This window comes from Mycobacterium florentinum, assembly GCF_010730355.1.
Lineage (GTDB): Bacteria > Actinomycetota > Actinomycetes > Mycobacteriales > Mycobacteriaceae > Mycobacterium > Mycobacterium florentinum.
The window spans coordinates 5,338,613-5,359,325 of the sequence record NZ_AP022576.1 but is presented as its reverse complement, the minus strand read 5'-3'; the positions used below and the strand labels follow the sequence as shown (position 1 = coordinate 5,359,325).

16 protein-coding genes and 1 pseudogene are annotated in these 20,713 nt (G+C 66.9%); 13 read left to right on the top strand and 4 right to left on the bottom strand.

The window, feature by feature from the left end:
* Positions 1-720 carry an SDR family oxidoreductase gene (locus tag G6N55_RS25445; protein WP_085220821.1) on the top strand — a complete coding sequence of 240 codons (720 nt, stop codon included), beginning with the start codon at positions 1-3 and terminating at the stop codon, positions 718-720.
* Here the strand turns inward: G6N55_RS25445 and G6N55_RS25440 are convergent.
* The gene (locus G6N55_RS25440) at positions 683-1,555 is read right to left on the bottom strand and encodes an LLM class flavin-dependent oxidoreductase (protein WP_085220822.1); all 873 of its coding nucleotides are present in this window, start codon (positions 1,553-1,555) and stop codon (positions 683-685) included. The two genes, G6N55_RS25445 and G6N55_RS25440, sit on opposite strands and share 38 nt — an antisense overlap.
* 59 nt (positions 1,556-1,614) lie before the next feature.
* Here G6N55_RS25440 and G6N55_RS25435 point away from each other — a divergent pair, with 59 nt between their 5' ends.
* The 8 genes and pseudogenes from G6N55_RS25435 to G6N55_RS25405 all read left to right on the top strand — a co-directional run bounded on the left by G6N55_RS25435 (position 1,615) and on the right by G6N55_RS25405 (position 10,040).
* The gene (locus G6N55_RS25435; RefSeq protein ID WP_085220823.1) at positions 1,615-2,679 is read left to right on the top strand and encodes an acyl-CoA dehydrogenase family protein; all 1,065 of its coding nucleotides are present in this window, start codon (positions 1,615-1,617) and stop codon (positions 2,677-2,679) included.
* Positions 2,676-3,308: pseudogene (locus G6N55_RS30405) on the top strand (acyl-CoA dehydrogenase family protein); the annotation flags it as partial. The gene G6N55_RS25435 and the pseudogene G6N55_RS30405, both read left to right, overlap by 4 nt.
* 15 nt (positions 3,309-3,323) lie before the next feature.
* Positions 3,324-3,791, top strand: a complete 468-nt coding sequence (locus G6N55_RS30400) for an acyl-CoA dehydrogenase family protein (protein WP_408632726.1) — start codon at positions 3,324-3,326, stop codon at positions 3,789-3,791.
* A gap of 2 nt (positions 3,792-3,793) precedes the next feature.
* Complete coding sequence (locus G6N55_RS25425; RefSeq protein ID WP_085220825.1) at positions 3,794-4,942, top strand: acyl-CoA dehydrogenase family protein; 1,149 nt, start codon at positions 3,794-3,796, stop codon at positions 4,940-4,942.
* Positions 4,939-5,874 carry an acyl-CoA dehydrogenase family protein gene (locus G6N55_RS25420; protein ID WP_085220826.1) on the top strand — a complete coding sequence of 312 codons (936 nt, stop codon included), beginning with the start codon at positions 4,939-4,941 and terminating at the stop codon, positions 5,872-5,874. The genes G6N55_RS25425 and G6N55_RS25420 overlap by 4 nt, the downstream gene beginning before the upstream one ends.
* A gap of 73 nt (positions 5,875-5,947) precedes the next feature.
* The gene (locus G6N55_RS25415) at positions 5,948-7,447 is read left to right on the top strand and encodes a class I adenylate-forming enzyme family protein (RefSeq protein WP_085220827.1); all 1,500 of its coding nucleotides are present in this window, start codon (positions 5,948-5,950) and stop codon (positions 7,445-7,447) included.
* A 446-nt stretch (positions 7,448-7,893) separates the two neighbouring features.
* Entirely contained in the window at positions 7,894-8,550 is a 657-nt protein-coding gene (locus tag G6N55_RS25410) for a hypothetical protein (RefSeq protein WP_139826713.1), read from the top strand.
* 257 nt (positions 8,551-8,807) lie between these two features.
* Positions 8,808-10,040, top strand: a complete 1,233-nt coding sequence (locus G6N55_RS25405) for a hypothetical protein (RefSeq protein ID WP_139826714.1) — start codon at positions 8,808-8,810, stop codon at positions 10,038-10,040.
* Positions 10,041-10,203: 163 nt separating this feature from the next.
* Here the strand turns inward: G6N55_RS25405 and G6N55_RS25400 are convergent, their stop codons facing one another.
* A complete protein-coding gene (locus G6N55_RS25400) occupies positions 10,204-11,178 on the bottom strand; it encodes a transposase (protein ID WP_232078831.1) in 975 nt (324 codons plus the stop codon).
* Positions 11,179-11,270: 92 nt separating this feature from the next.
* Here G6N55_RS25400 and G6N55_RS25395 point away from each other — a divergent pair, with 92 nt between their 5' ends.
* Positions 11,271-12,707, top strand: a complete 1,437-nt coding sequence (locus G6N55_RS25395) for an HNH endonuclease signature motif containing protein (protein ID WP_232078830.1) — start codon at positions 11,271-11,273, stop codon at positions 12,705-12,707.
* Here G6N55_RS25395 and G6N55_RS25390 read toward each other — a convergent pair.
* Both G6N55_RS25390 and G6N55_RS25385 read right to left on the bottom strand, forming a co-directional pair.
* A complete protein-coding gene (locus tag G6N55_RS25390) occupies positions 12,704-13,228 on the bottom strand; it encodes a hypothetical protein (protein ID WP_085220831.1) in 525 nt (174 codons plus the stop codon). The genes G6N55_RS25395 and G6N55_RS25390 overlap by 4 nt on opposite strands.
* A gap of 27 nt (positions 13,229-13,255) precedes the next feature.
* The gene (locus tag G6N55_RS25385) at positions 13,256-17,689 is read right to left on the bottom strand and encodes a cation-translocating P-type ATPase (RefSeq protein WP_085220832.1); all 4,434 of its coding nucleotides are present in this window, start codon (positions 17,687-17,689) and stop codon (positions 13,256-13,258) included.
* 195 nt (positions 17,690-17,884) lie between these two features.
* Here G6N55_RS25385 and G6N55_RS25380 point away from each other — a divergent pair, with 195 nt between their 5' ends.
* From G6N55_RS25380 to G6N55_RS25370, 3 genes are all read left to right on the top strand, one after another.
* Positions 17,885-18,244: a hypothetical protein gene (locus G6N55_RS25380; RefSeq protein ID WP_085220833.1), complete on the top strand. Its 360-nt coding sequence runs from the start codon at positions 17,885-17,887 to the stop codon at positions 18,242-18,244.
* A gap of 127 nt (positions 18,245-18,371) precedes the next feature.
* Positions 18,372-19,400, top strand: a complete 1,029-nt coding sequence (locus tag G6N55_RS25375) for a hotdog fold thioesterase (RefSeq protein WP_085220834.1) — start codon at positions 18,372-18,374, stop codon at positions 19,398-19,400.
* A gap of 76 nt (positions 19,401-19,476) precedes the next feature.
* Positions 19,477-20,682, top strand: coding sequence for an amidohydrolase family protein (locus tag G6N55_RS25370; RefSeq protein ID WP_085220835.1), 1,206 nt, complete (start codon positions 19,477-19,479; stop codon positions 20,680-20,682).
* Positions 20,683-20,713 lie beyond the last annotated feature (31 nt).

Sequence of the window (20,713 nt, the reverse complement as noted above, 5' to 3'; positions counted from 1 at the left end):
ATGCGAACCGCGTTGGTCACCGGCGGCAGCGGCGGGATCGGAAAGGGCTGCGCGCACAAGCTGGCCGAACTGGGCTATGACGTGGTGCTGGTGGCGCGGCGCGCGGATCCGCTCCGTGCGGCGGCCGAGGAGATCGGGGCCCGCCACATCGTGGCCGACGCATCCGATCCCGACGGATTCGCCGCTGCGATAAGCACTTTGGAGACGATCGACCTCGTCGTTCACGCCGCCGGGGCGCTCGGCGGAACGTATGCGCGCAAGCAGACTTTCGAGCAGTGGCAGACCATCATCTCGGCCAACCTGGATTCGTGCTTCGTGGTGACCGCCGCGGTGCTGCCGCGGATGCGCGCGGGCTCGCGGTTCGTGTTCATCTCGTCGTCGGCCGCCCACGAGCCGATGCCCGCCCGCACCGCCTACTCCGCGTCGAAAGCCGGCATGAACGCGTTCGCCCGGGCCCTGGCGCTCGAGGTCGACCGCGACGGCATCGCCGTGCATATCGTGACGCCCGGCCCGGTGGAAACCGAGATGCTGCAGGACGTTCCCTTCGAGATGTACGCGATTCAGATCTCCGATGTCGCCGCGGCCGTTGCCTGGCTGGACACCGTGGACCCGTCCGTCGATGTGCCGGAGATCCGGCTTTCGGCGGTGCAGCGCGGTCCGTATGCCCGACCGCCGGTCATCCCTAACGAGGCCCGGCGCCGGCGCCAGGGAACGTCTTGATCACCGATTCGCCGAACTCGCGCAGCGACTCCGGGTTCGCGAAATCGGCGAACCACACGTAGAAGCGCTCGACCCGCTGGGCGGCCAGACCCGCGAAGTGCCGGGTCAGCTCGTCCGCGTCACCACAGACCAGCCCGGCCCCGAGGTTGCCGAATCGACGGGTGCTGACTTCACGCACGGTGTCGGGGTCGGTGCCCGACCGGGCGAAGCCGATCATCTGCTGGACCGAAATCCGGGCGCTGCCCGCCGCCGGGGCCAGCTTGGGCAACCGGTCGATGTAGTTGGCCTGCAGGTTCCACCAATCCGCGTAATTGCGAACGAGTTCCATCATGCGGGGTCCGCTGCCACCCAGAACCAGCGGTATCGGATGGCTGCGCTTGGGCAACTGCACCGCGCCGTCCTCGTCGGCGCCGTCGCCCCAGTACTGCCTGATCAGGGCCAGGTGCCGGCCGAGCTGCTGAACGCGGGCCACCGGATCCTGCTGACCGACATCGAATCTGGTGAACTCCGCGGGCCAGGATCCCGACCCGAGACCCAGATCGAACCTGCCGTCCGACGCGTCCGAGAGGCTGACGGCTTGCTTGGCGAGGACGGCGGGATGCCGGAAGGCGTCGCACAGCACCAGGTGGCCGATCCGCAGCCGCTCGGTCTTGGCCGCCACCCAGGTGGCGACGGCCATTGCCTCCCAAATACTTTCGCCGGGCAACCCCGGCGCTTCGAGGTGATCGATGAACGCCATGCCGTCGAAACCACTGGCTTCGGCATGACGGGCCCGCTCGGTGATATCGCCCACAGAGAGCCGTACTTGCGGCAGGAACAGATACCACTCGACCATGCGCCCACCTATGCTCGTCCGCGTCGCTAGTTTACTATCTTTATTATGTTAGGGGTCTTATGGACGTCGGACTGACTTCGGATCAGCTGTCGCTGCGCGACGCGGTGCGTGGCATCCTGCGTACCGAATGTCCTCCCGATGCCGCCCGGCAGGCCCTGACGGATCCGGAGCGCTGGCGCGCTCTGTGGAAGACCGTAGTCGACCTCGGTTGGACCGAGCTCGCCGCACCCGCGGGCGGCGACTACGGACCCGTCGAACTCGCGGTCGTTCTCGAGGAGTGCGGTGCCGCACTGGCGCCGATTCCGTTGCTCAGCAGCGTCGGTCTGGCCGCGGGCGTCTTGCGGGCGGGCGGTCTGGACTCGGTGCTCACCGATATCGCCGGCGGGGTCATTGCCACCCTGGCGGTGCACGCCAAGGGATCTCGGCTGCCCGGGCCGCCGATGACGCTGCGCGACGGACGGGTGCGCGGCCGGGCGGTCGCCGTCCCCAACGCGTCACGGGCGGAGCTGATCGTCGCGCTGGCCAAATCCCTGGACGGCTACGTCGCGGTGGTCGTGCGCACCGGCGACGGCGTGACGATCACCGCGGGCGAGTCCACCGATCCCACTCAACCACTGGCCGAAATCGAGGTCGACGCCGAACCCTTGGCCGTCGCGCCCGTCGACCTCGAGTCGGCACTGACCGCACCACTGGTGGCTGTCGCCGCCGATCTGGTCGGCACGGCGAGCGCCGCGCTGCACCTCTCCGTCGAGCACGCGAAGTCGCGCCGTCAGTTCGGCACCCCGATCGGCGCATTTCAGGGAATCAAGCACGCGCTGGCCGACAACTATGTCGGCATCGAGCGCGCCCGCAGCCTCACCTACGCGGCCGCGGCCCGCCTCGCCGATCCGGACACCGCACCCGCGGACGCCTGGACCGCCGCGGCACTGGCCAAGGCGGCGGCCGGCGACGCCGCGGCCGGCTGCGCCCGCACCGCGGTCCAGGTGCACGGCGCGCTGGGGCAGACCTGGGAGCACGATGCCCACCTCTACGTCCGGCACGCCTGGCAGGGTGCGGCGCTGCTGGGAGACGGTCGCGCGCTCTACCACGAGGTGGGCGCCCGTTTCGCCGGAGGCGCGGCATGACCACTGGATCCGAGACCGTCGCCGAGTTCGTCGACTGGCTGGCCGCGTTCCTGCCGAACGACTACTACGAGAACTACCGCGAATATCGCTGGGACATCCCACTGCGCCGCGCCTATCAGCGGGCCGCGTTCGAAACGGGCTGGCTGCAGCCCACCTGGCCGCGCGAGCACGGTGGTCGATCGCTGGGCCTGCGCGACGCGATGGAGATCCGGATCGAGGGCGCGTTGCGGTCGGTACCCAAGCTGCCCAACATCCAGGGGCCCGGCGTCGCCGCACCCGGCATCCGCCAGTTCGGCACCCCCGCCCAGATCGAGCGCCTGCTGGTGCCGCTGCTGCGCGGCGACGAATGGTGGGCGCTGGGTATGTCCGAGCCGGAGGCCGGGTCGGACTTCGCCGGCCTGCGCACCCGCGCCGAGCGCGACGGTGATGTGTTCCGGGTCAACGGTCACAAGATCTGGACCACGCAGGCTCACGAATCGCGGTGGTGCACGCTGTATGCCCGCACCGATCCGGACGCGCCGAAACACCGTGGCATCTCGTGCCTGATCCTTGACCTGCACTCCCCCGGCGTGCGCATCGAACCCATCCGGATGTCGTCGGTCTCCGACGAGACCTTCTGCGAGGTCTTCCTCGACGACGTCGAGATCCCCGCGGAAAACCTGCTGGGTCCGGAGAACGGCGGCTGGAACGTCGCGCTGTCCTCGCTGCACCATGAACGCCAGATGATCTGGATCATGAACTGGGTCGAGATCAAGCGCGGGCTCGACGCCGTGCGCAATGCCGGCGCCGGCACCGAAGACCAGGACCTCTACACCGAGCTCGGGTCGCTGCTCGCCGACGCCGAGGCGCTGCGGGCCACCGGGTACCGCGCGTTGGGCAACGAGCTGTCCGGCCGGCCCAGCCCGGAAGCCGACATCATGAAACTGCTCGGATCGATTACCTTGCAACGGGTTTGGGAACTCGCGGCCGCCGCCCAAGGGCCGCGTTCGGCCAGCGACCCGGACCTGCTGTTCGAACGTCAGGACGCACTGGCCGCCACCATCTACGGCGGCACGTCGGAGGTGCAGCGCAACATCATCGCCGAGCGACTGCTCGGGCTGCCGAAGGGATGACGATGGACTACGACCTCGGTGACGACGCCGTCGAATTGCGACACCGCCTGCGCGAGTTGATCGCTCATCACGTGCCACCCGATTTTCTTGGGGCCTGCACCGAGGATCCGCAGGACCTCGCCACTACCGAGACGTTCTGCAAGCTACTCGCCTCCGAGGGGCTGCTGGCCCTGGCCTGGCCGAAAGAGCATGGCGGCGGCGGTGGTTCGGTCTGGCAGCAGACGGTATTGCGCGAGGAGATGTGGGCCCAGCACGAACCGCGCGGCCCGCAGTACATGGGCGTCAACTGGGTCGGCCCGGCACTGATGCGTTACGGGACCGAGGAACAGAAGGCAAAGCACCTGGCGGCCATCGCATCCGGCGATGTGATCTGGTGCCAAGGGTTTTCCGAGCCGGAGGCCGGAACGGACCTCGTGTCGTTGCGCACCCGCGCAGTGCCGGATGGGGACGGTTGGCGCATCACCGGCCAGAAGGTGTGGACGTCGTACGCGCAGATGGCGTCGTGGTGCGTGCTGGCGACGTGCACCGACCCCGACGCCCCAAAGCACAAGCGGCTCACTCTTTTTCTGATTCCGATGGATCGCAAGGGCTTCACGGTACGGGGAATTCCGTCGATGCTGGGACCGCATCACCTCAACGAGATGTTCCTCGACGACGTGCAGGCGTTCCCCGGCGACGTCCTTGGTGAGCCCGGCGACGGCTGGCGGGTGATGCGGGAAGCGCTCGCATTCGAGCGCGTCGGCATCGCTCGCTACGCGCGCTGCGAGTCGCTGCTGCACCGAATGCAGAGCGAGCTCGGCGAGAAGTGGGACGAGCTTCCCGAATCGCTTCGGGCCCGGTGGGTCCGGGCGCTGGTCGATTTGCGGGTGGCCCGGCTGCTGGCCTATCGCGCCGTATCGCTGCAAGACGATCCGTCGGCCGGGGCGGCGGCCAGCGCCGCCCGCATCGCCACCACCACCTGCGATCAGCAAGTCGCCGAGTTGTTGTTCGACGTGCTGGGCCCGACCGCGCTGGACAGCGGGGCGTCGGCGGCACTGCACGGGGCGATCGAAGACCATTGGCGCTACGCACAAGCGGCCACCGTGGCGTCCGGCACCATCGAGGTGCAACGGATGCTGGTGGCTCGAGACGCACTGGGAGAGCACCGGTGAAAACCACACTGCCACAAGATATTAGCGATTTTGCAGCGGTCGCCGCCAAGCGGTTCGACCGCCTCGGCGGGCCGCAGGCCGCGCTGCGGGCCGAACACGACGACAGCGTTCGGGACGCGGCACGCACGGCGTGCAACGAGCTCGGCGCGTTCGAGCTCGATGTCCGGTCCGGCCCCGACGACCTGCTGGCCGCGGCGGTACTCTGCCAAACAGCCGGCGCGCACGCGCTGCCCTATCCTCTCGTCGACGAGCTACTGGCCATCGACGGTGCGCGGCTGGCCCTGGTCAATCCCGAGGCAGCGCGCATCGACCACGGCGACCTACCCGGCGACTGGATCGCCGCCGACCTGGATGGCAATCGTTACCGGCTGCAGATCGCGTCGCGGACGAACGCCAAACTGGGCCCCTTCCTGGTGCCGGCCACATTAGGCGCACCCGACGGGACAGTTCCGGCCGCCGACGTTAATCTTCATCTCGTGCTGGGATCATGGCGGATTCTGGGAGCAATGCAGCGCTCGCTGCAGATCGTCACCGACCATGTGCAGGCCCGTATCCAGTTCGGTAAGCCGCTGGCCGATTTCCAAGCCGTCCGGTTCGCCGTCGCGGATGCCTCGGTCGCGTTACGCGGACTGCACGAGCTGGCGAAATACACCATCTGCCGGCCGGAATCGCTGCCGGTGCAGGTGCATTCCGCCGACGCGCTGGTGTTGCGGTTCAAGGCCACCGACACCGCCCGGCAAGTGCTGCGCACCTCCCATCAGTTGCTCGGCGCCCTGGGCTTCTGCGACGAGTCCGACGTCAGCGTGCTCGACCGGCACACCCAGCCGCTGATCCGCTTGCCGCTGGGCGCCGAGGCGCTCGGGCTGCGGCTGATCTCCGACGTCCGCGACGGGTCCTTCGAGACCCTGTTCAGCGAGCCCGTATCCGCATGACGCGCGCCGGCGACGATGCAGAGCGCAGCGACGAGGTGGGGGCACCTCCCGCTTGCGGGGGAGAGCGGCGCCAATGAGCACAGAGTCCGCCACAGCCGGGGTGACGCCCAACCCGTTCGCGGACGGAGTCCCGTTCGGCACCAAACTTGCCAGCCTCGCCGAAGAGCAGCGCGACACGGCGGCCGTCACGGTTGTCGCGCTCGACGGCACCGCGGCGGCGCTGACCTTCGGTGAGCTCGACGCCCGCGCCAACCAATGGGGGCGGGCCCTGGCGGGCGCCGGAGCGCAGACGGGTTCCCTTGTCGCACTGGCAATCCCGAACTCGGTGCACCTGGTGCTGGCCACCATGGGGTGCTGGAAAATCGGCGCGGTCCCGATCCCCATGCACTGGGACCTGCCGGAGTGGGAGCGCGATCGGGTGCGCGCGGTGATCGACCCCGCCGTCGTCGTCGACGAGCAGACCCGATGGGAGCTGGACGCGCGCGCGGCGGACGAGTCCGACGACCCGCTGCCCGAAGCCGTCTCCCCCACCGCAAACGGGATCTGCAGCAGCGGATCGACCGGGGTGCCCAAGGTGATCCTGAACCTGGCTCCGTCACTGTGGATTCCCGAGCAGGGCGAACCGTTCATCACCAACTGGGCACCAGTGCAGATGCCGCAGACCATCATGGTGCCCGCGCCGATGTACCACACCAACGGCTTCGCCACCTTCCTGATGCTGCTCGGCGGAAACCACTTGGTGATACTCGAAAAGTTCGATGCGGCACTGGTTTTGGATGTGATCGAGCGCTATCGGATCACCAACTTCACCGCCACGCCGACGATGCTGGCGCGCATCGCCGCGCGGCCCGACGTCCGGCAGCGCGACTTGTCCACCGTCGTGTTCATCTTGCAGGGCGCCGCGGTAATGCCGCCCTCGCTGCTGCATACCTGGTTCGAACTGCTGAGCCCCGAGCGGATCGTGACGGCCTACGGCATGACCGAGAATCTCGGGCTCACCGCGCTGCGCGGCGACGAGTGGCTGTCGCACCCCGGCAGCGTCGGACGCGGCTTCCGCGACACCGAGATCCGGATTCTGGATGCCGACAAGAACCCGGTGCCCACCGGTCAAGACGGTGATATCTACCTGCGCGCACCGATGAGCGCGGGGTATCGCTATCTCGGCGGGGCGCCGCCGCTGCCGTCGACCGAGGACGGGTTTCGCTCCGCCGGCGATATCGGCCATCTCGACGAGGACGGCTTCCTCTACCTGGTCGACCGCCGGGTCGACATGATCGTCAGCGGTGGCGCCAATGTCTTTCCGGCAGAGGTCGAATCGGCGCTCGCCGGCCACCCCAACATCGCCGACGTGGTCGTGATCGGGCTTGCCGACGAGCGGTGGGGACGGCGGGTGCATGCCGTGGTGCAAGCCGCCGACGGCGCGTCGCTCGATGAGGCCCAAGTGATCGAGTACGCCAAGAACCGGCTGGCTCCCTACAAGGCGCCCAAGACGGTCGAGTTCGTCGACGCGATCCCCCGCACGGCGGCGACCAAGGTCAATCGCTCGGCAATGATCGCCGCCCGGGGAGGCTAGCACCGGGGCTCAGCCGGGGACATTGGGCCACTACGTGAGAACGATCGATTTGCGGCCCGTGGCCGGTCTCTCTCACGGTCGCATCGTCGCACGCGACGCATATTTAGTTGTCGTGTAAGCGTATTCGTTACCATTCAGGCGGTAGGCGAAGGCACTTTTGGGAATAGCGCGACCATCGGCTCAAGCCCGGATCCGTCCGAGACGCATCACAGTATGCTGAACAAATGCCATGGCAACCGCTTTCACAGAGGTCCCGCGGTGCGAAACCGGACGGTCCCTATAACGGCGGGCCCGACCACATCTTGGGAGGAATCGAGCACTGGTTTCAGGGCATCTGTGGGTATCGGGGGCGGACGTTGAGCGGCGCCTGGGCAGAAGACAAAATGCAGGAACTTGCTGCTCGCATACGAAGCGACGTCGGTGCCCGGAATTCGAGGCAGCACCTCATGACGGCGTTGTTGGCGGAAGGCGTGAAGGACGACGATATCTTTCTAGACCTCATTGATGCGGCGCTAAACGTCTGGGGCGAGACCCACAATGACTGGCCCGCGTTGCAGCGGGTTTTGGAGTCTGGGGCTTCGGTCTGGCGGGTGGCCGATGATCGAGTATCGCTCACCGAGGTTGTGAGCGACGAGGCCCAATCTACCTTCAACGCCGCGACGTCGACGGCTGATGAAGCGACGAAGGAGCTGAGAGAAGCGTGGTCGAATGCCTTTGGGCGCAACGGCAATCCCTCTGACGCCTGGGACCACGCTATTAAAGCGATCGAGGACATCTTGATTCCTGTTGTCGTGCCGAACAATAGCAAAGCAACCCTAAGTAACGTGATCGGCGAGTTGGGCGGACAGCAGGGTACGCAGTGGGGAATGATCCTTCCCGGAAGCGATCAGTCACACGATGTCTCGCCGCTCGTCGCGATGCTGCGGTTGATGTGGCCGAACCACGACCGGCACGGCGGCGGAGCAAGCGGACCGAAGCGCACGCCGTCTCTTGAAGAGGGACGTGCCGTGGTGACCCTGGCCGCAACCATTGTGCAGTGGCACCGCGAGGGATGGGTGGTTCAGAAGCGACGACCCTTGGGCGCTGCCATCACCGGCTCCTAGATAGACCATAGGGCCCCACGGAGGCATCAATGTCAATGAAGATCGACTTGCCACGGGAGATGTTCGGCGGGGACCCAGCAGGGCTCATTGACCACTGCGGTTTGTTTGTCGTAAATGCGCCGACAGGCTCCGACACAGTGTGGGAGGTAGCCGCTGGCCGAACGGATCTCGTTGAATCGCAAGTCCTCCACGGTCCAGCACTCAAACGCAGTAGATTCCAGGTCTCAAAGGCACCTACCCCAGAATCCCCTGGCGGGATGCCTCGCGAGTTGTTTGGCGAGTTCGGAAAGCTCACCCAACAGCTCGACGCGCATCCAACTCTCGCGTCCAGGCTCGAACGGATCACCACGACGTTGATCGCCGTTCCTGACCACCAAGTCCCAGACGCAATCAGATGGGGCAGCGAAACGCTCGCGGACATACCCCTCACCCACGACGACGGGTCGACAGAGCCGCTGTTTCCTCGGTATTCAGTTCACGACATCCGGATCGACCCATTCGCCTACCGTTGGACAAAGCTCACTCAATTCTTTCTCCTGCTCAAACACCACACTGCGGCCGAAGTCATTGCGACCGCGAAAGCAAACCCAGATAAATTGGCTTTTCGGTCGACGGAGGCGCTCCTGGAGGGCCCCATATTCGGCGGCCACTACTTCGTGCCCTTGCTCGCCAACATGTCCCCATCAATGTGGGGCATCGCAGCACCTCGAACCGGTCAGGTCATCGTCTACACGTTCGGCAGAGTGATCGGTGGAAATGGTTTAGGGGCCAGCCGCGACCAACGCGACGCGCTACAAATACTCACGCACCACAACCCGGCACACGACTTCGACACCAAAGTTCTCGACGAGACCCAGCTACACAAGGCCGCATTCTCCGAGGCCGTCGACTGGTGGGCTGGACGGATCAACAACACGCTGCGCGACATCTTCACACCCGTTACCTACGTCGATACCAACGATTTCTACCTACCCGATGCGCATCAGCGCTGGATGCTCAATTTCGAGCAGCTCGTCGCCCGCGTTGGCGCAATCCTTCGCCATCCCCGCGATCAAGGAGCGCAACTGATGCTGATGTATCAAGCCATGGACATCCTTGGAGACAGCATCATGGGGAGCGGTGGTATCGGCCAACTCATGCTGCCGTCGCGAATTCGCAAAGCTATCGAGGAAATTGAAGAACACGTCCCAGACCGAATCAAGCCCCTGATCATGGCACCGGCTTATCGTGCTCTGGAGGCAGCAGATCAGGTCGCCGACGAGTTCATCGTCTCCAGCCCAAACCCCAACGCAACCACGGAATCGCGGCTCACGCATCTGTGGAACGCTCTTCGGAACACAACGCACGGCTTCAACAAAACCCCCGAGATCCTCGCTGAGCACAGCTGCCGACTGCCGGCAGACATTGTCCTCGTGCCGGCGGTGTACCTACTCGACATCATTACGGACAGAGATCGTCTCCTAGCGCACATAAGGCGCACCTGCCGCTAGTCAGACGTCAGGCATTCAGCGCCTCGTCCAGCGTCGCGGACCATCTTGGTCTTCGAACGCCTTCGACCCGTGTGTCGCCCAATTCGCCATCGTCCCCGTTGGCGCGGCGCAGCCCGCCGCCCGGGGGCGGCTAGCACCTGATGCTCCTATCTCTGTTATGGCGTCAAGCGGCGTCGATGTTTTGTGTGGCGAGCCAGGCACGGTAATTGGTGGCGAGGGTGTCATCGCGTTTGAGGCCGCGCTCCAGGCGCGAGATCTCGGTGGGCCACACTCCCAGCTGTCGTGCGGCTGCCGTGAGGGTGATGTTCTGGGCTTGTCTGCTGGGTCTGAGGTCGCTGTAGTCGTCGATCGGACATGGTGCGGTGAGGTGTCTGAACATCTCGCGGGCGATGGCGCGTTTGAGCAGCCGCAGGACGTCTTTCTTAGATCGGCCGGCGGCCAGTTGGCGGGCCGCGTAGTCGCGGGTGTGGGGGTCGTGGGACCAACGCACGAGGGCGATGCGGTGCAGCGCGTTGTTGGCGGCGCGGTCTCCGCCGCGGCTGAGCCGGTGGCGGGTGGTTTTCCCTGACGATGCGGGAATGGGTGCGACACCGGCCAGCATCGCGAATGCCGCCTCCGAACGCAGTCGATGGGCGTTGGTGCCAGCGGTGATGAGCAGTTGGGCGGCGGTGTCAGGGCCGACGCCGCAAGCGGCGCGAAGTGCCGGGTTCAGTGCGTTGGTCAGCGCGTCAACCTCCTTGGTCAGCTCGTCAATCTGGCATGGCAGGACCTCGATGCGCTGGGCGAGGGCCTTGCACGCAGTGAGCACCGCTTTGGTGACGGGGTCGTCGTGTGCGGCCGGTCGGCATCGGGCCAGTGCAGCCAGCAGTCTGCACGTGGTGGTGTAGCGGCGGTAACGCTCACGCAGGTCAGCCGGTCCGGTAACGAGGAGGTCTTTGACCTGCTGGATCGCCGCGGTGCGGCCCTTCACCGCGCCGCGACGCGCGACCAGCAGCGCCTTGAGAGCTTTGGTCTGAGGGTCCTTGGGAACGGCCAGACCGTGACCGGCCAGCACCGCCCGCGCAGCGGCGTAGGCGTCCAGCGGATCGGACTTGCCCTGCCGCCGGCGGGCCGCCCGATCCGGTCGATTCACCTCCACGACATGAATGTCACCGGCGAACGGCCAAGACCATCCTCACCCGAACCCGTTTAACAGAATCAATGTCGGACCGGCGCACTATGATCGAATGCATGTTCGAGCCTCGACACGATGCCGCCGCGTCGGTCATCGATCGGATCCGCGCGGCGTCACGTGCGGAGAACCGGGCGGCCGGCGCGCGGCTCGAGGCGATCGGCGAACTCGACCTGCTGCGGCTGCGAGCCTGCGGGGAACGCGAGTCTTGGTCAACCGACACGTGGGATGCGATCTCCGCGGAGGTGGCCGCGGCACTGCACATCAGCCAAGGGCTGGCATCGAGTTACCTGAACTATTCACGCGCGATGCGAAATCGGCTGCCACGCATCGGTGCCGCGTTGAGCGCCGGCGATATCAGTTACTCGACGTTCCAGACGATCGTTTACCGCACCGACCTGATTACCGACCCCGAGGTCATGGCTACGGTCGACGCCAAACTCGCAACGAAGGTGCGACAGTGGCCGTCGATGACTCGGGGCCGATTGGGCGCCGCGGTCGATCGAGTCGTGGCGGCGGCGGACCGCGACGCGGTTCGGCGCACCAGCAAACAGCAGGCGGATCGCGAGTTCTCGCTCTGGGACACCGGCAACGGCTTGACCGAGGTCTTCGGCAGGCTGGTCACCACGGACGCCCGCGGGGTGGACGCGCGATTGAATGCGTTGGCGCGCACCGTGTGCGAGCGAGACCCGCGCACCGTCAAACAGCGCCGCGCCGATGGCCTGGGCGCATTGGCAGCCGGGGCGGACAGACTAAAGTGCCGCTGCGGTCAGCCGACCTGCCCCGCCGGCACGACACCGGTGCCGAGCCCCGTGGTCATCCACGTGGTCGCCAACCAGTCCACCGTCGACGGCAGCACACCCGAGCCCGGCGCGATCATCGGCACCGACGTGCTTGTCCCCGCCGAGCTGATCGCGCAACTGGCCGAGTCGGCGAGACTGCGGCCGCTGGTGCACCCCGGCGACGCACCGGCCGAACGCGGATACGTTCCGTCGCAAGCCCTGGCCGATTTCGTGCGCTGCCGCGATCTGACCTGTCGATTCCCCGGGTGCGACCACCCGGCGACCGGAAGCGATCTCGACCACACCATCCCCCACTCCCAAGGGGGAAGTACGCACGCGTCGAATCTGAAGTGCCTGTGCCGCTTTCACCATTTGGTCAAGACGTTTTGGGGATGGCGAGATCGACAGCTGCCCGACGGCACGGTGATCTGGACATCGCCGTCTGGGCAAACCTATGTGACCGCTCCCGGCAGCGCACTGCTGTTTCCGGATTTGTGCGCGCCCACCGGTGAGGTAGCTTCGCCGGTGGAGCCCGACCGCTACACCGACCGGGCCGCCATGATGCCGCGGCGGCGGCGCACCCGCGCCAATTACCGCCGCGACTACATCGCCGCCGAGCGACGGCGGAACCGCAACGCTCGCGAGTTATGCGCGGCTGCAACACAACTCACCGCACCGTCCCGCCCACCTGACGGCGAGCCGCCGCCGTTCTAGATGTGGTGGCCGAAGACGTCTTCCATCACTTCGCCGACCGCCGCCAGCGAACGGCTGGAGTGCTGCTTGACCAACACATGCCCGCCCAGCACCACGATCGCGATCGGCAGCTCGACGGCCCCGAACGCCAGCAGCGCCGCCAGCCCCGCGACATAGATGATGTCGTGCTTGTCGGGCCGGTGGAACTTTCCGATGACCGGCAACTCGATCGCCCGCGATTCCAGCTCCCGCAGGGTGCGCAGGGTACGGGCCCGCTTGGAGTTCGGGTGCGCCTCGGCGTAAGCGGCCCATCGCTGCGCGAACGTCGGTCCGGCACGGAGCTCATCCTGCAACTCTTCATGTAGTTCTTCGTGCAGCTCATCATGCAACTCGTCGTGCAGCTCATCATGCAGTTCGTCATGCAACTCGTCGTGGAGCTGGTCGTGCAGGTCGTCTGAGCCGGAATCGGTTTCGGTGGAACCGATTTCGTCGGCGATCTCCGCCTCGGCCTTGCCATTTTGGTCTTGGTCCAGCGTGGTCATGTCAGTCTCTCTCCGTTGTGTCGTCGGTTAACCGGCTGGTGTGAGTTCCAGTTGAGGCGCCCGGTCGCGCTTGGCGTCGTTGCCACTGTCCATACCCGGGATTTCCTGGGCCCACGTCGTTAGCGAACCCACCATGTTGGTCAAGACGCCGTCGGCCTCGTTGCCGTACTTCGAGACGCGCTTGCCGATCATCGACGCCATCCGGAGCAGCAGGTCCGGCTTGGCGGCGGTGAGCAAGGTCAGTGCCGCGGCCGGGGCCACGCCCTCGATCCATCCCAGCGGCCCCAGCGGCACGCAACCGACGAGCTGGCTCAGCCCCGGGGTGGTGATCAGGGCGGCCATCGCGACAAAGGTGCCGGCGACGGTGCTCACCACCAGCGGATCGCGTGAATCCAGCAGCGTCTGGCCGAGCTGCGTGGTGACCAGGCCCACCAGACCGACCGTCGCCGCACGCTGCGGGGCCGCGCGGGTGAAGGTGGCCAGGCTCCACGAAGCGCTGGCGCCGACGGTCGTGGCGGCACCACGGATGGCGACGGTCTGCATCAGATCGTCGATGTTGATGCCGCGCTCCGACGGCGCTCGCATGTTGCGAACCGCGCTCACCGCAACCGCGGTCGTGGGGAACACGTCGGTCAGGATGTTCACCAGCAGGATCTGGCGGGCAGTCAGCGGCGCCATGCCGCGGACCATCGTGCCGTACATGTTGAAGGCGACCTCACCGGCGTTGCCGCCCAACAACATCCCGACCGCGGCCTGCGCCTGCTGCCACAGCCGGTGACCTTCCTCGATCGCCTCCAACAGGCTGCCGACACGGCCCTCGGTCAGCACCACGTCGGCGGCGCCGCGGGCCGGGTCGCTGCCGTGCGAGGACACGCCCACGCCCACGGCCGCTGCCCGGATGGCGGCGGCGTCGTTGGCGCCGTCGCCCACCATCGCGGTCACCACCCCGGAATTGCTGATCTGCTGGACGATCTGGACCTTCTGCTCGGGTGACATCCGCGCATAGATCACGTTGGTCTTGACGACCTCGGCCCGCTCGGCGATCGACAACCGCTCCCAGCGCGCGCCCGTGATGATGCAGTCTTCCGGTACGTCGAGGCCGATCTCGCGAGCGATGGCGCGGGCGGTGGCCGGGTGGTCACCCGTGATCACCCGCACACCGATGTCGCGTTTGGCCAGCCCCAGCAGGAGTTCGCGCGCGTCCGCCCGCGGGGTGTCGGTGATACCGAGGAATCCCAACAATCGTAATCCGTTGCGGCACAATGGTTCCAGACCCCTATCCGCCGCGATCTCGAGGTCGGCGTCTGTCAAGATCTTGTCGGCGACCGCGATCACCCGCAGGCCGCGGGCGGCCATGTCGTGGACGTGCGCCAACAGCTCCTCGCGCAGGTCGTCGTTCTGGCCTTCGACGCACGCCGAGAGCACGATCTCGGGTCCGCCCTTGACCGCGAGGGTGTCGCCGTCCAGCCCGGCCGCGTAGGCCCGCCCGGCGCGGAACGGCAACTCGCGGTCGCGCTTCGGCTGGCTTCCGGCCCGATTGACGACGGCTGCATCCGTCGCCTGCAGCGGAGCGTGCGCGGTGACCGCCACCGGAGTGGCCAGCGCCGCGCGCTCGAGAATGACGTCCTCGTCGAAACCCGGTTGTGCGGAAACGTTTGTCACCACCAGACGGTTTTCGCTGAGCGTCCCGGTCTTGTCGAAGCAGACCACCTCGACGCGACCCAAGGTCTCGACCGACCGCGGCGCCCGAACCAGAACGCTTCGCTCGGTCAGGCGCCTGGCCGCCTCGCGCTGCGCCAAGGTCGCCACCAACGGCAGGCCTTCCGGCACCGCGGCGACCGCGCAGTACACGCCGCTGGTGACGGCCTCGCGGATTCCGGAGCCGCGCAGCAATGCGGTGGCGATCACGCCGACACCACCGGTGAGGGTCCAGGGCAACACCTTTGCGGTCACCGCGGCCAGCTGCGCGTGCAGCCCGACCTCGTCGCGGCGGCGCGGGGCCAGCGCCATGGCCCGGCCCGCGGCGGTCGCGTCGCCGACCGCGACGATCACCGCGCGGCACACGCCGCCGAGCACGATCGAGCCCTCGTAGATCATGCAAGCGCGTTCGGCCAGCGGACGGCCTGGTGTCGGAGCGGGATTCTTGGTCACCGGCAACGATTCGCCCGTCAGCGACGATTCGTCGACCTCCACGGCAACAGCGCTCAGCACCCGCGCGTCGGCGGGGACGACCTCACCGGCCCGGACCTCGATGACGGTCCCCGGCGTCAGGTGCTCGGTCTGCACCTGCTCGAACTGATCGGCGCCCGTGGTGACGCGGGCCAGCGGGGTTTGGGCGCTGAGCATCTTGTTCAGCTGACGATCCGAGCTGAGCCGTTGCGCCGCGGCAATCGCGGCACTGCCGACGAGCACGATCCCGACCAGCACACCGTCCAGCGGCGAACCGACGAGCGCGCTCGCCATCGCGCCGGTGGCGAGGATCGGAGTGAGCGGATCCTGCATCTCGTGCCACATCGCCTCGACGACGTCTTTACTGGTGTCCGCGAAACTGGCTGCCAGCGCCTGCATCCGCGTCTTCGGAACCTGAGCCGCCGCCGCCGCGGCGACGGGATTGGCAAGCTCGGGCCACAGCGCGTGAATGTGTTTCTGCGCCTGATCGGCGTCCAGCGCATGCCATTCGGTGTCCACCGCGGCGGCCGGGTCGGGCTGCATCGACACCCCCCGCCCGATCACGTATCCGGGAATGAGCGCGATGGCAGCGGCCGCGATGCTCGGCCGCACGCCCGCGGCCCGAACACCCGGCAACAGCGTGAGCGAGCCCAGAAGCGTTCCGGCAGCGGCCAACTCGACGCCGCGCCGCGCGGCCGACTTCGCCGCCGGGATGGCGTCGATGATCCGGCAGGCAACCTTGAGATCCGGCATCAGGACGTCGGCCGTCCACGCCGGTGCCGCCCGACCGGCCGGCCACACCGCCAGCGCGAGGTCCGCGGCGGCGAAGGCCAGCCGAAGGTCACGCCCGACCACGGCGACGATTAGTCCGTCGGCCTGCAATTGCCGGACCGCACCGTAGATGGTGAGATCCACGTCGTCGCCCTCGACGGGCAACAGTTCGTCGAAGGTTCCACGCAGGTGCCCGGCATCGGCTTTATCCACCGACACCAGCTTGAGATCGGCGCCACGCGCCGCGGCCATCAGCGGCTCGGCGTAGGGGTCCGCGTTGCGCGCCACCACGACCTCGAGGTCTCTCAGCTCCGGCAACTCGTGCGCGGGTGACAGCGAGCACCCGGTGTGAACGCCGGCACCCAGCAGACCGTCGTTGACATCGGTTTGGGCGCACTGCCACACCTTGGTGCGCAGTTCTCCGTCCACGCCGCTGATCTCGGCGACGCGCAGGGTTTCACCGATCAGCACCGCGGGCTCGACGATCAGCACATCGACACCGTCGAGGCGACGGATCGCGTCGGGTCGCATCACCAGGGTGTGGTGGTAGCGGTTCAAGCCGGCGCAGAACGTGGTGGCGAACGACTCGCGGGCGTAGTTGAGCGCCCGCGGCGCCGCGACGATGACCGCCTCGCTCGCCAGCGCGGCCCCGCCGCTGACCGTCAGCGCGATGGCGCCGGCCAGACCCGCCGCGGTTGCTGCGCGGGCGTAGTTTTCGGACGCCGTGTCCGGCACGGGCCGCGGCCGCCGCGTTTCGGGATGCGCCTCGCAGCCCGCGCTCAGCGCCAGATGAGGTTCGTGCTCATTCCAGGCTTCGACCGCCGACAGCGCCTCTATGAGGCGCAGGCTCCGAAGGCACATGTCGGCGGCGATCACCGACGGGGTGTGGCCGAGCGACTGGGTGACCGCGGTGCCCAGCGCAAGCAACGCGTCGGCGCGCCCGCGGCCCAGGGCCCGCTCGAACACCCGGCGTACATCGGGCTGCGCCTCGGCGAAGGTGGTCGCGGCGGCGAAGGCGCGCGGCAGCCTGGGCATCCGCGTCACCTGCAAGATCGTCGTCACACCCAACGACACCGCCTTGGCCCCGAGCAGGCTCATCCGGTTGACGACCTCGGCGCCGTCCCCGGGAATGTCGATCACCGGCAACCGGGCCGGCGTCGGCGTTTCGACATCGGATGACTCGTTTCGATCGGGTTTCTCGGTGAAGGCCCGTTCGATTGCCTCCACGATCAAGGCCAAATCGTCGACGGACGGCCCGTTTTCGTCGATGTCGACGATCAGGCGCGAAAGCGGCCAGTTCACCTGGGTGCGTGCGACGCCGGTGGTGCTGCCGATCGTCCGCTTCAGGACGGTCGTGTACTCGGACGCGCGGTCCTCGTCGGGCATGCGCAGCTCGATCCACCCCCGGCCATTGCCGGACCAGCGGCGGCGGGGACGGTCCCCGCCTAGCAACTCAGCTGCCGCGGCCACGCCGCCCGCGACCACCATTCGAAGCCCCGAGACGATCGGCTCGATGACCATATGTGTGCGTTACGCCCTCTCGCGATAGTTAACTTTGACATTGCAGATTCACGCAGCCGACTCATCGAAGTAGTACGTGCGTGCTACACCGTAGGGACTAAGAGGATCTAAGAGCGCGACTTAGAGAATCTGAAAAGCAAACGGACGACAAATTATTGGCCACACGCACAACAATTCGAATCTTAGGAGGGCACAGTGACGCTCATCGAACGAGCCACCAAATCAGCGAACTCGGTTGCCGACCAAACGATTTCGACAGTTAGCCAGATCGGGACGGCGATCGCGGAGGGCGTCGTTGTTACGACGAGGGACATTCGCATCGGCATGCGGGAGGGCCACATCCGTCCCCGGACCGCGGTCGTCGCCGCGGGAATCGGCCTGATCGCCGTTGTCGAATGGCCCCTGCTGCTTGCCGCCGGCGGTGTCGCGGTGCTCGCCAGCAAACTCAAGAAGCGGTCACCCGAGGCCGACACCGAGACGGAGACAGAACTCGAGGCCGAGACGGAGACCGAGGCTCAGACCGAGTCCGAACTCGAGGCCGCAACCCCCGAATAGGCCTGGGGCCGATCCCACGGCGGGCCGGGGCGCGCTGACCACCTCCGACCCCGCACGGCGCGATGGTGCGCGCGGTAACCTCATTCTCAAAGCGCACGCCCGCGCGACGGAAGGGGACCCAGCGCACATGACCGCCCCCAGCGACGAAGCCGAAGTGACCCGCGGCGACCGCTTCATCAAGACGGCCGTGGAGATCTTGCGCGAGACCGGGCGCACCGACTTCACCGTGCAGGAGGTCGTCGCCCGCTCCAAGACCTCTCTGCGGGCCTTCTACCAGCATTTCAGCAGCAAGGACGAACTGCTTCTGGCTCTGTTCGACAGGACCATTTCGCAGTCGGTGCTGACCTGGCGCGCCGAGGCCTCCGGCCTGGACAGCACGGCGGCGCTGAAGCTGGTGATCGACCGCATCAGCCAGCAACCGGAATCGAGCACCCAGGACAGCCTCAACCGGGCGCTGGGCCTCTACAACCAGCATCTGGCCGATACGCGTCCCCGCGAATACGCCCGCGTGCTGTCCCCCCTTTATCAACTGATCCGCGACATCGTCGGGCAGGGCATCACCGAGGGCGTGTTCAACCCGGCGCTCGATGTCGGCGCGTCGGCCGCCATCGTCATGCAGACGATGATGGGCGCGCAGCGGTTGCACTGGCTGGGCGCCGAATTGAACGGCACGCCGGTCGACACCGGCCAGCTGTACGACTTCTGCAGCCGCGCGTTGGGCATCCGGGACGTCGACGACGAAACCGGCACGCCATCGCTGGCGGAGCTGTTCGCCCAGATCGGCATGCGCCCCGGCTCGCGCAACGGCGAATTCGCGATGACGATGCCGGTGAGTCCACACGTCGTCAACACGTCCGGGGCGCTGCAGGGCGGCCTGATCGCCACGCTCGTCGACGTCGCGGGCGGACAGTACGGGCTGGATTTTCTGCAGCCGGGCACCACCATGACGACCGCGGATCTGTTCGTTCGCTACCTGCGGCCGATCCGGCAGGGCGCCGCGTTCGCGGTGCCCCGGATGCTGCGCGCCGGCCGGCGGGCGATGGTCATGCAGATCGACATCTACGGCGATGGCGACGACGAGGTCGCAGCCACGGCGACGGTGAATTTCGCCATCATCAACGGCGCGACACCGAAGGGTCTTCGGACGGACACCTAGCGCCGGTTTATGTTGTTGCGCCCGAGTGGTAACGTCATTACCACCCAATGAGAATCCAGCCCTCAAGGAGATCGCTATGCCCTCGCGCGAGCTTTCCTTCCCCGTCTTCGACGCCGACAACCACATGTACGAACCGCAGGAGGCGCTGACCAAGTACCTCCCGGAGAACCGCAAGCGGGTCATCGACTACGTGCAGGTGCGCGGGCGCACCAAGATCGTGGTTCGCGGTCACATCAGCGAGTACATCCCCAACCCGACGTTCGAGGTGGTGGCCCGGCCGGGCGCCCAGGAGGACTACTTCCGCAACGGCGCCCAGGGCAAGAGCTACCGCGAGATCCTGGGCGAGCCGATGAAGGCCATCCCCGCCTTCCGCGAGCCGGGCGCGCGCCTCGAGGTGATGGACGAGCTCGGCATCGACTACGCGCTGATGTTCCCCACCCTGGCCAGCCTGGTCGAAGAGCGGATGAAGGACGACCCGGAGATGACCCACGACGTCATCCACGCGCTCAACGAGTGGATGCACGAGCAGTGGTCGTTCAACTACAAAGAGCGCATCTTCGCCACGCCGGTGATCACCCTGCCGATCGTCGAGCGCGCCCTCGAGGAACTCGAGTGGTGCCTGGAGCGCGGTGCGCGCACTGTGCTCGTTCGTCCGGCGCCGGTGCCCGGCTACAAGGGCAGCCGGTCGTTCGGGCTGGAGGAATTCGACCCGTTCTGGCAGGCCTGCATCAAGGCCGACATCCCGGTCTCGATGCACGCCTCGGACAGCGGCTACTCCGAATTCGCGAACGTGTGGGAGCCCGGCGACGAGTTCCTGCCGTTCAAACCGACCGCATTCCGCAGCTTCGCGATGGGCCACCGCCCGATCCTGGACGCGATGGGCGCGCTGGTCTGCCACGGCGCCCTGTCCCGCAACCCCGAGCTGCGGATCCTGTCCATCGAGAACGGCGCCGACTGGGTGCCGGACCTGTTCAAGGGCCTCAAGGGCGTCTACAAGAAGATGCCGCAGTCGTTCAGTGAAGACCCGGTCGAGGCGTTCAAGCGCTGCGTCTACATCACCCCGTTCTGGGAGGACCGGTTCACCGAGATCGTCAACATGGTCGGCACCGACCGGGTCATGTTCGGATCCGACTGGCCGCACCCCGAGGGCCTGAAGGACCCGATCACCTTCGTCGACGAGCTGACCGACTTCTCCGAAGAAGACGTCGCCAAGATCATGGGCGGCAACCTGATGAAGCTGATGAAGGTGTCCAAGCCGGCCAAGAAGCCGGTCTCGGCCTGATCCTGGACTGAGCATCGCCCGCACTTTTATG

Bases quoted from the DNA above. Each gene is read 5' to 3' on its own strand.
- G6N55_RS25385 (WP_085220832.1), bottom strand. From the start codon at position 17,689: ATGGTCATCGAGCCGATCGTCTCGGGGCTTCGAATGGTGGTCGCGGGC.
- G6N55_RS25425 (WP_085220825.1), top strand. From the start codon at position 3,794: ATGGACTACGACCTCGGTGACGACGCCGTCGAATTGCGACACCGCCTG.
- G6N55_RS25405 (WP_139826714.1), top strand. From the start codon at position 8,808: ATGCCTCGCGAGTTGTTTGGCGAGTTCGGAAAGCTCACCCAACAGCTC.
- G6N55_RS25370 (WP_085220835.1), top strand. From the start codon at position 19,477: ATGCCCTCGCGCGAGCTTTCCTTCCCCGTCTTCGACGCCGACAACCAC.
- G6N55_RS25435 (WP_085220823.1), top strand. From the start codon at position 1,615: ATGGACGTCGGACTGACTTCGGATCAGCTGTCGCTGCGCGACGCGGTG.
- G6N55_RS25390 (WP_085220831.1), bottom strand. From the start codon at position 13,228: ATGACCACGCTGGACCAAGACCAAAATGGCAAGGCCGAGGCGGAGATC.
- G6N55_RS25395 (WP_232078830.1), top strand. From the start codon at position 11,271: ATGTTCGAGCCTCGACACGATGCCGCCGCGTCGGTCATCGATCGGATC.
- G6N55_RS25375 (WP_085220834.1), top strand. From the start codon at position 18,372: ATGACCGCCCCCAGCGACGAAGCCGAAGTGACCCGCGGCGACCGCTTC.
- G6N55_RS25415 (WP_085220827.1), top strand. From the start codon at position 5,948: ATGAGCACAGAGTCCGCCACAGCCGGGGTGACGCCCAACCCGTTCGCG.
- G6N55_RS25440 (WP_085220822.1), bottom strand. From the start codon at position 1,555: ATGGTCGAGTGGTATCTGTTCCTGCCGCAAGTACGGCTCTCTGTGGGC.
- G6N55_RS25445 (WP_085220821.1), top strand. From the start codon at position 1: ATGCGAACCGCGTTGGTCACCGGCGGCAGCGGCGGGATCGGAAAGGGC.
- G6N55_RS25410 (WP_139826713.1), top strand. From the start codon at position 7,894: ATGACGGCGTTGTTGGCGGAAGGCGTGAAGGACGACGATATCTTTCTA.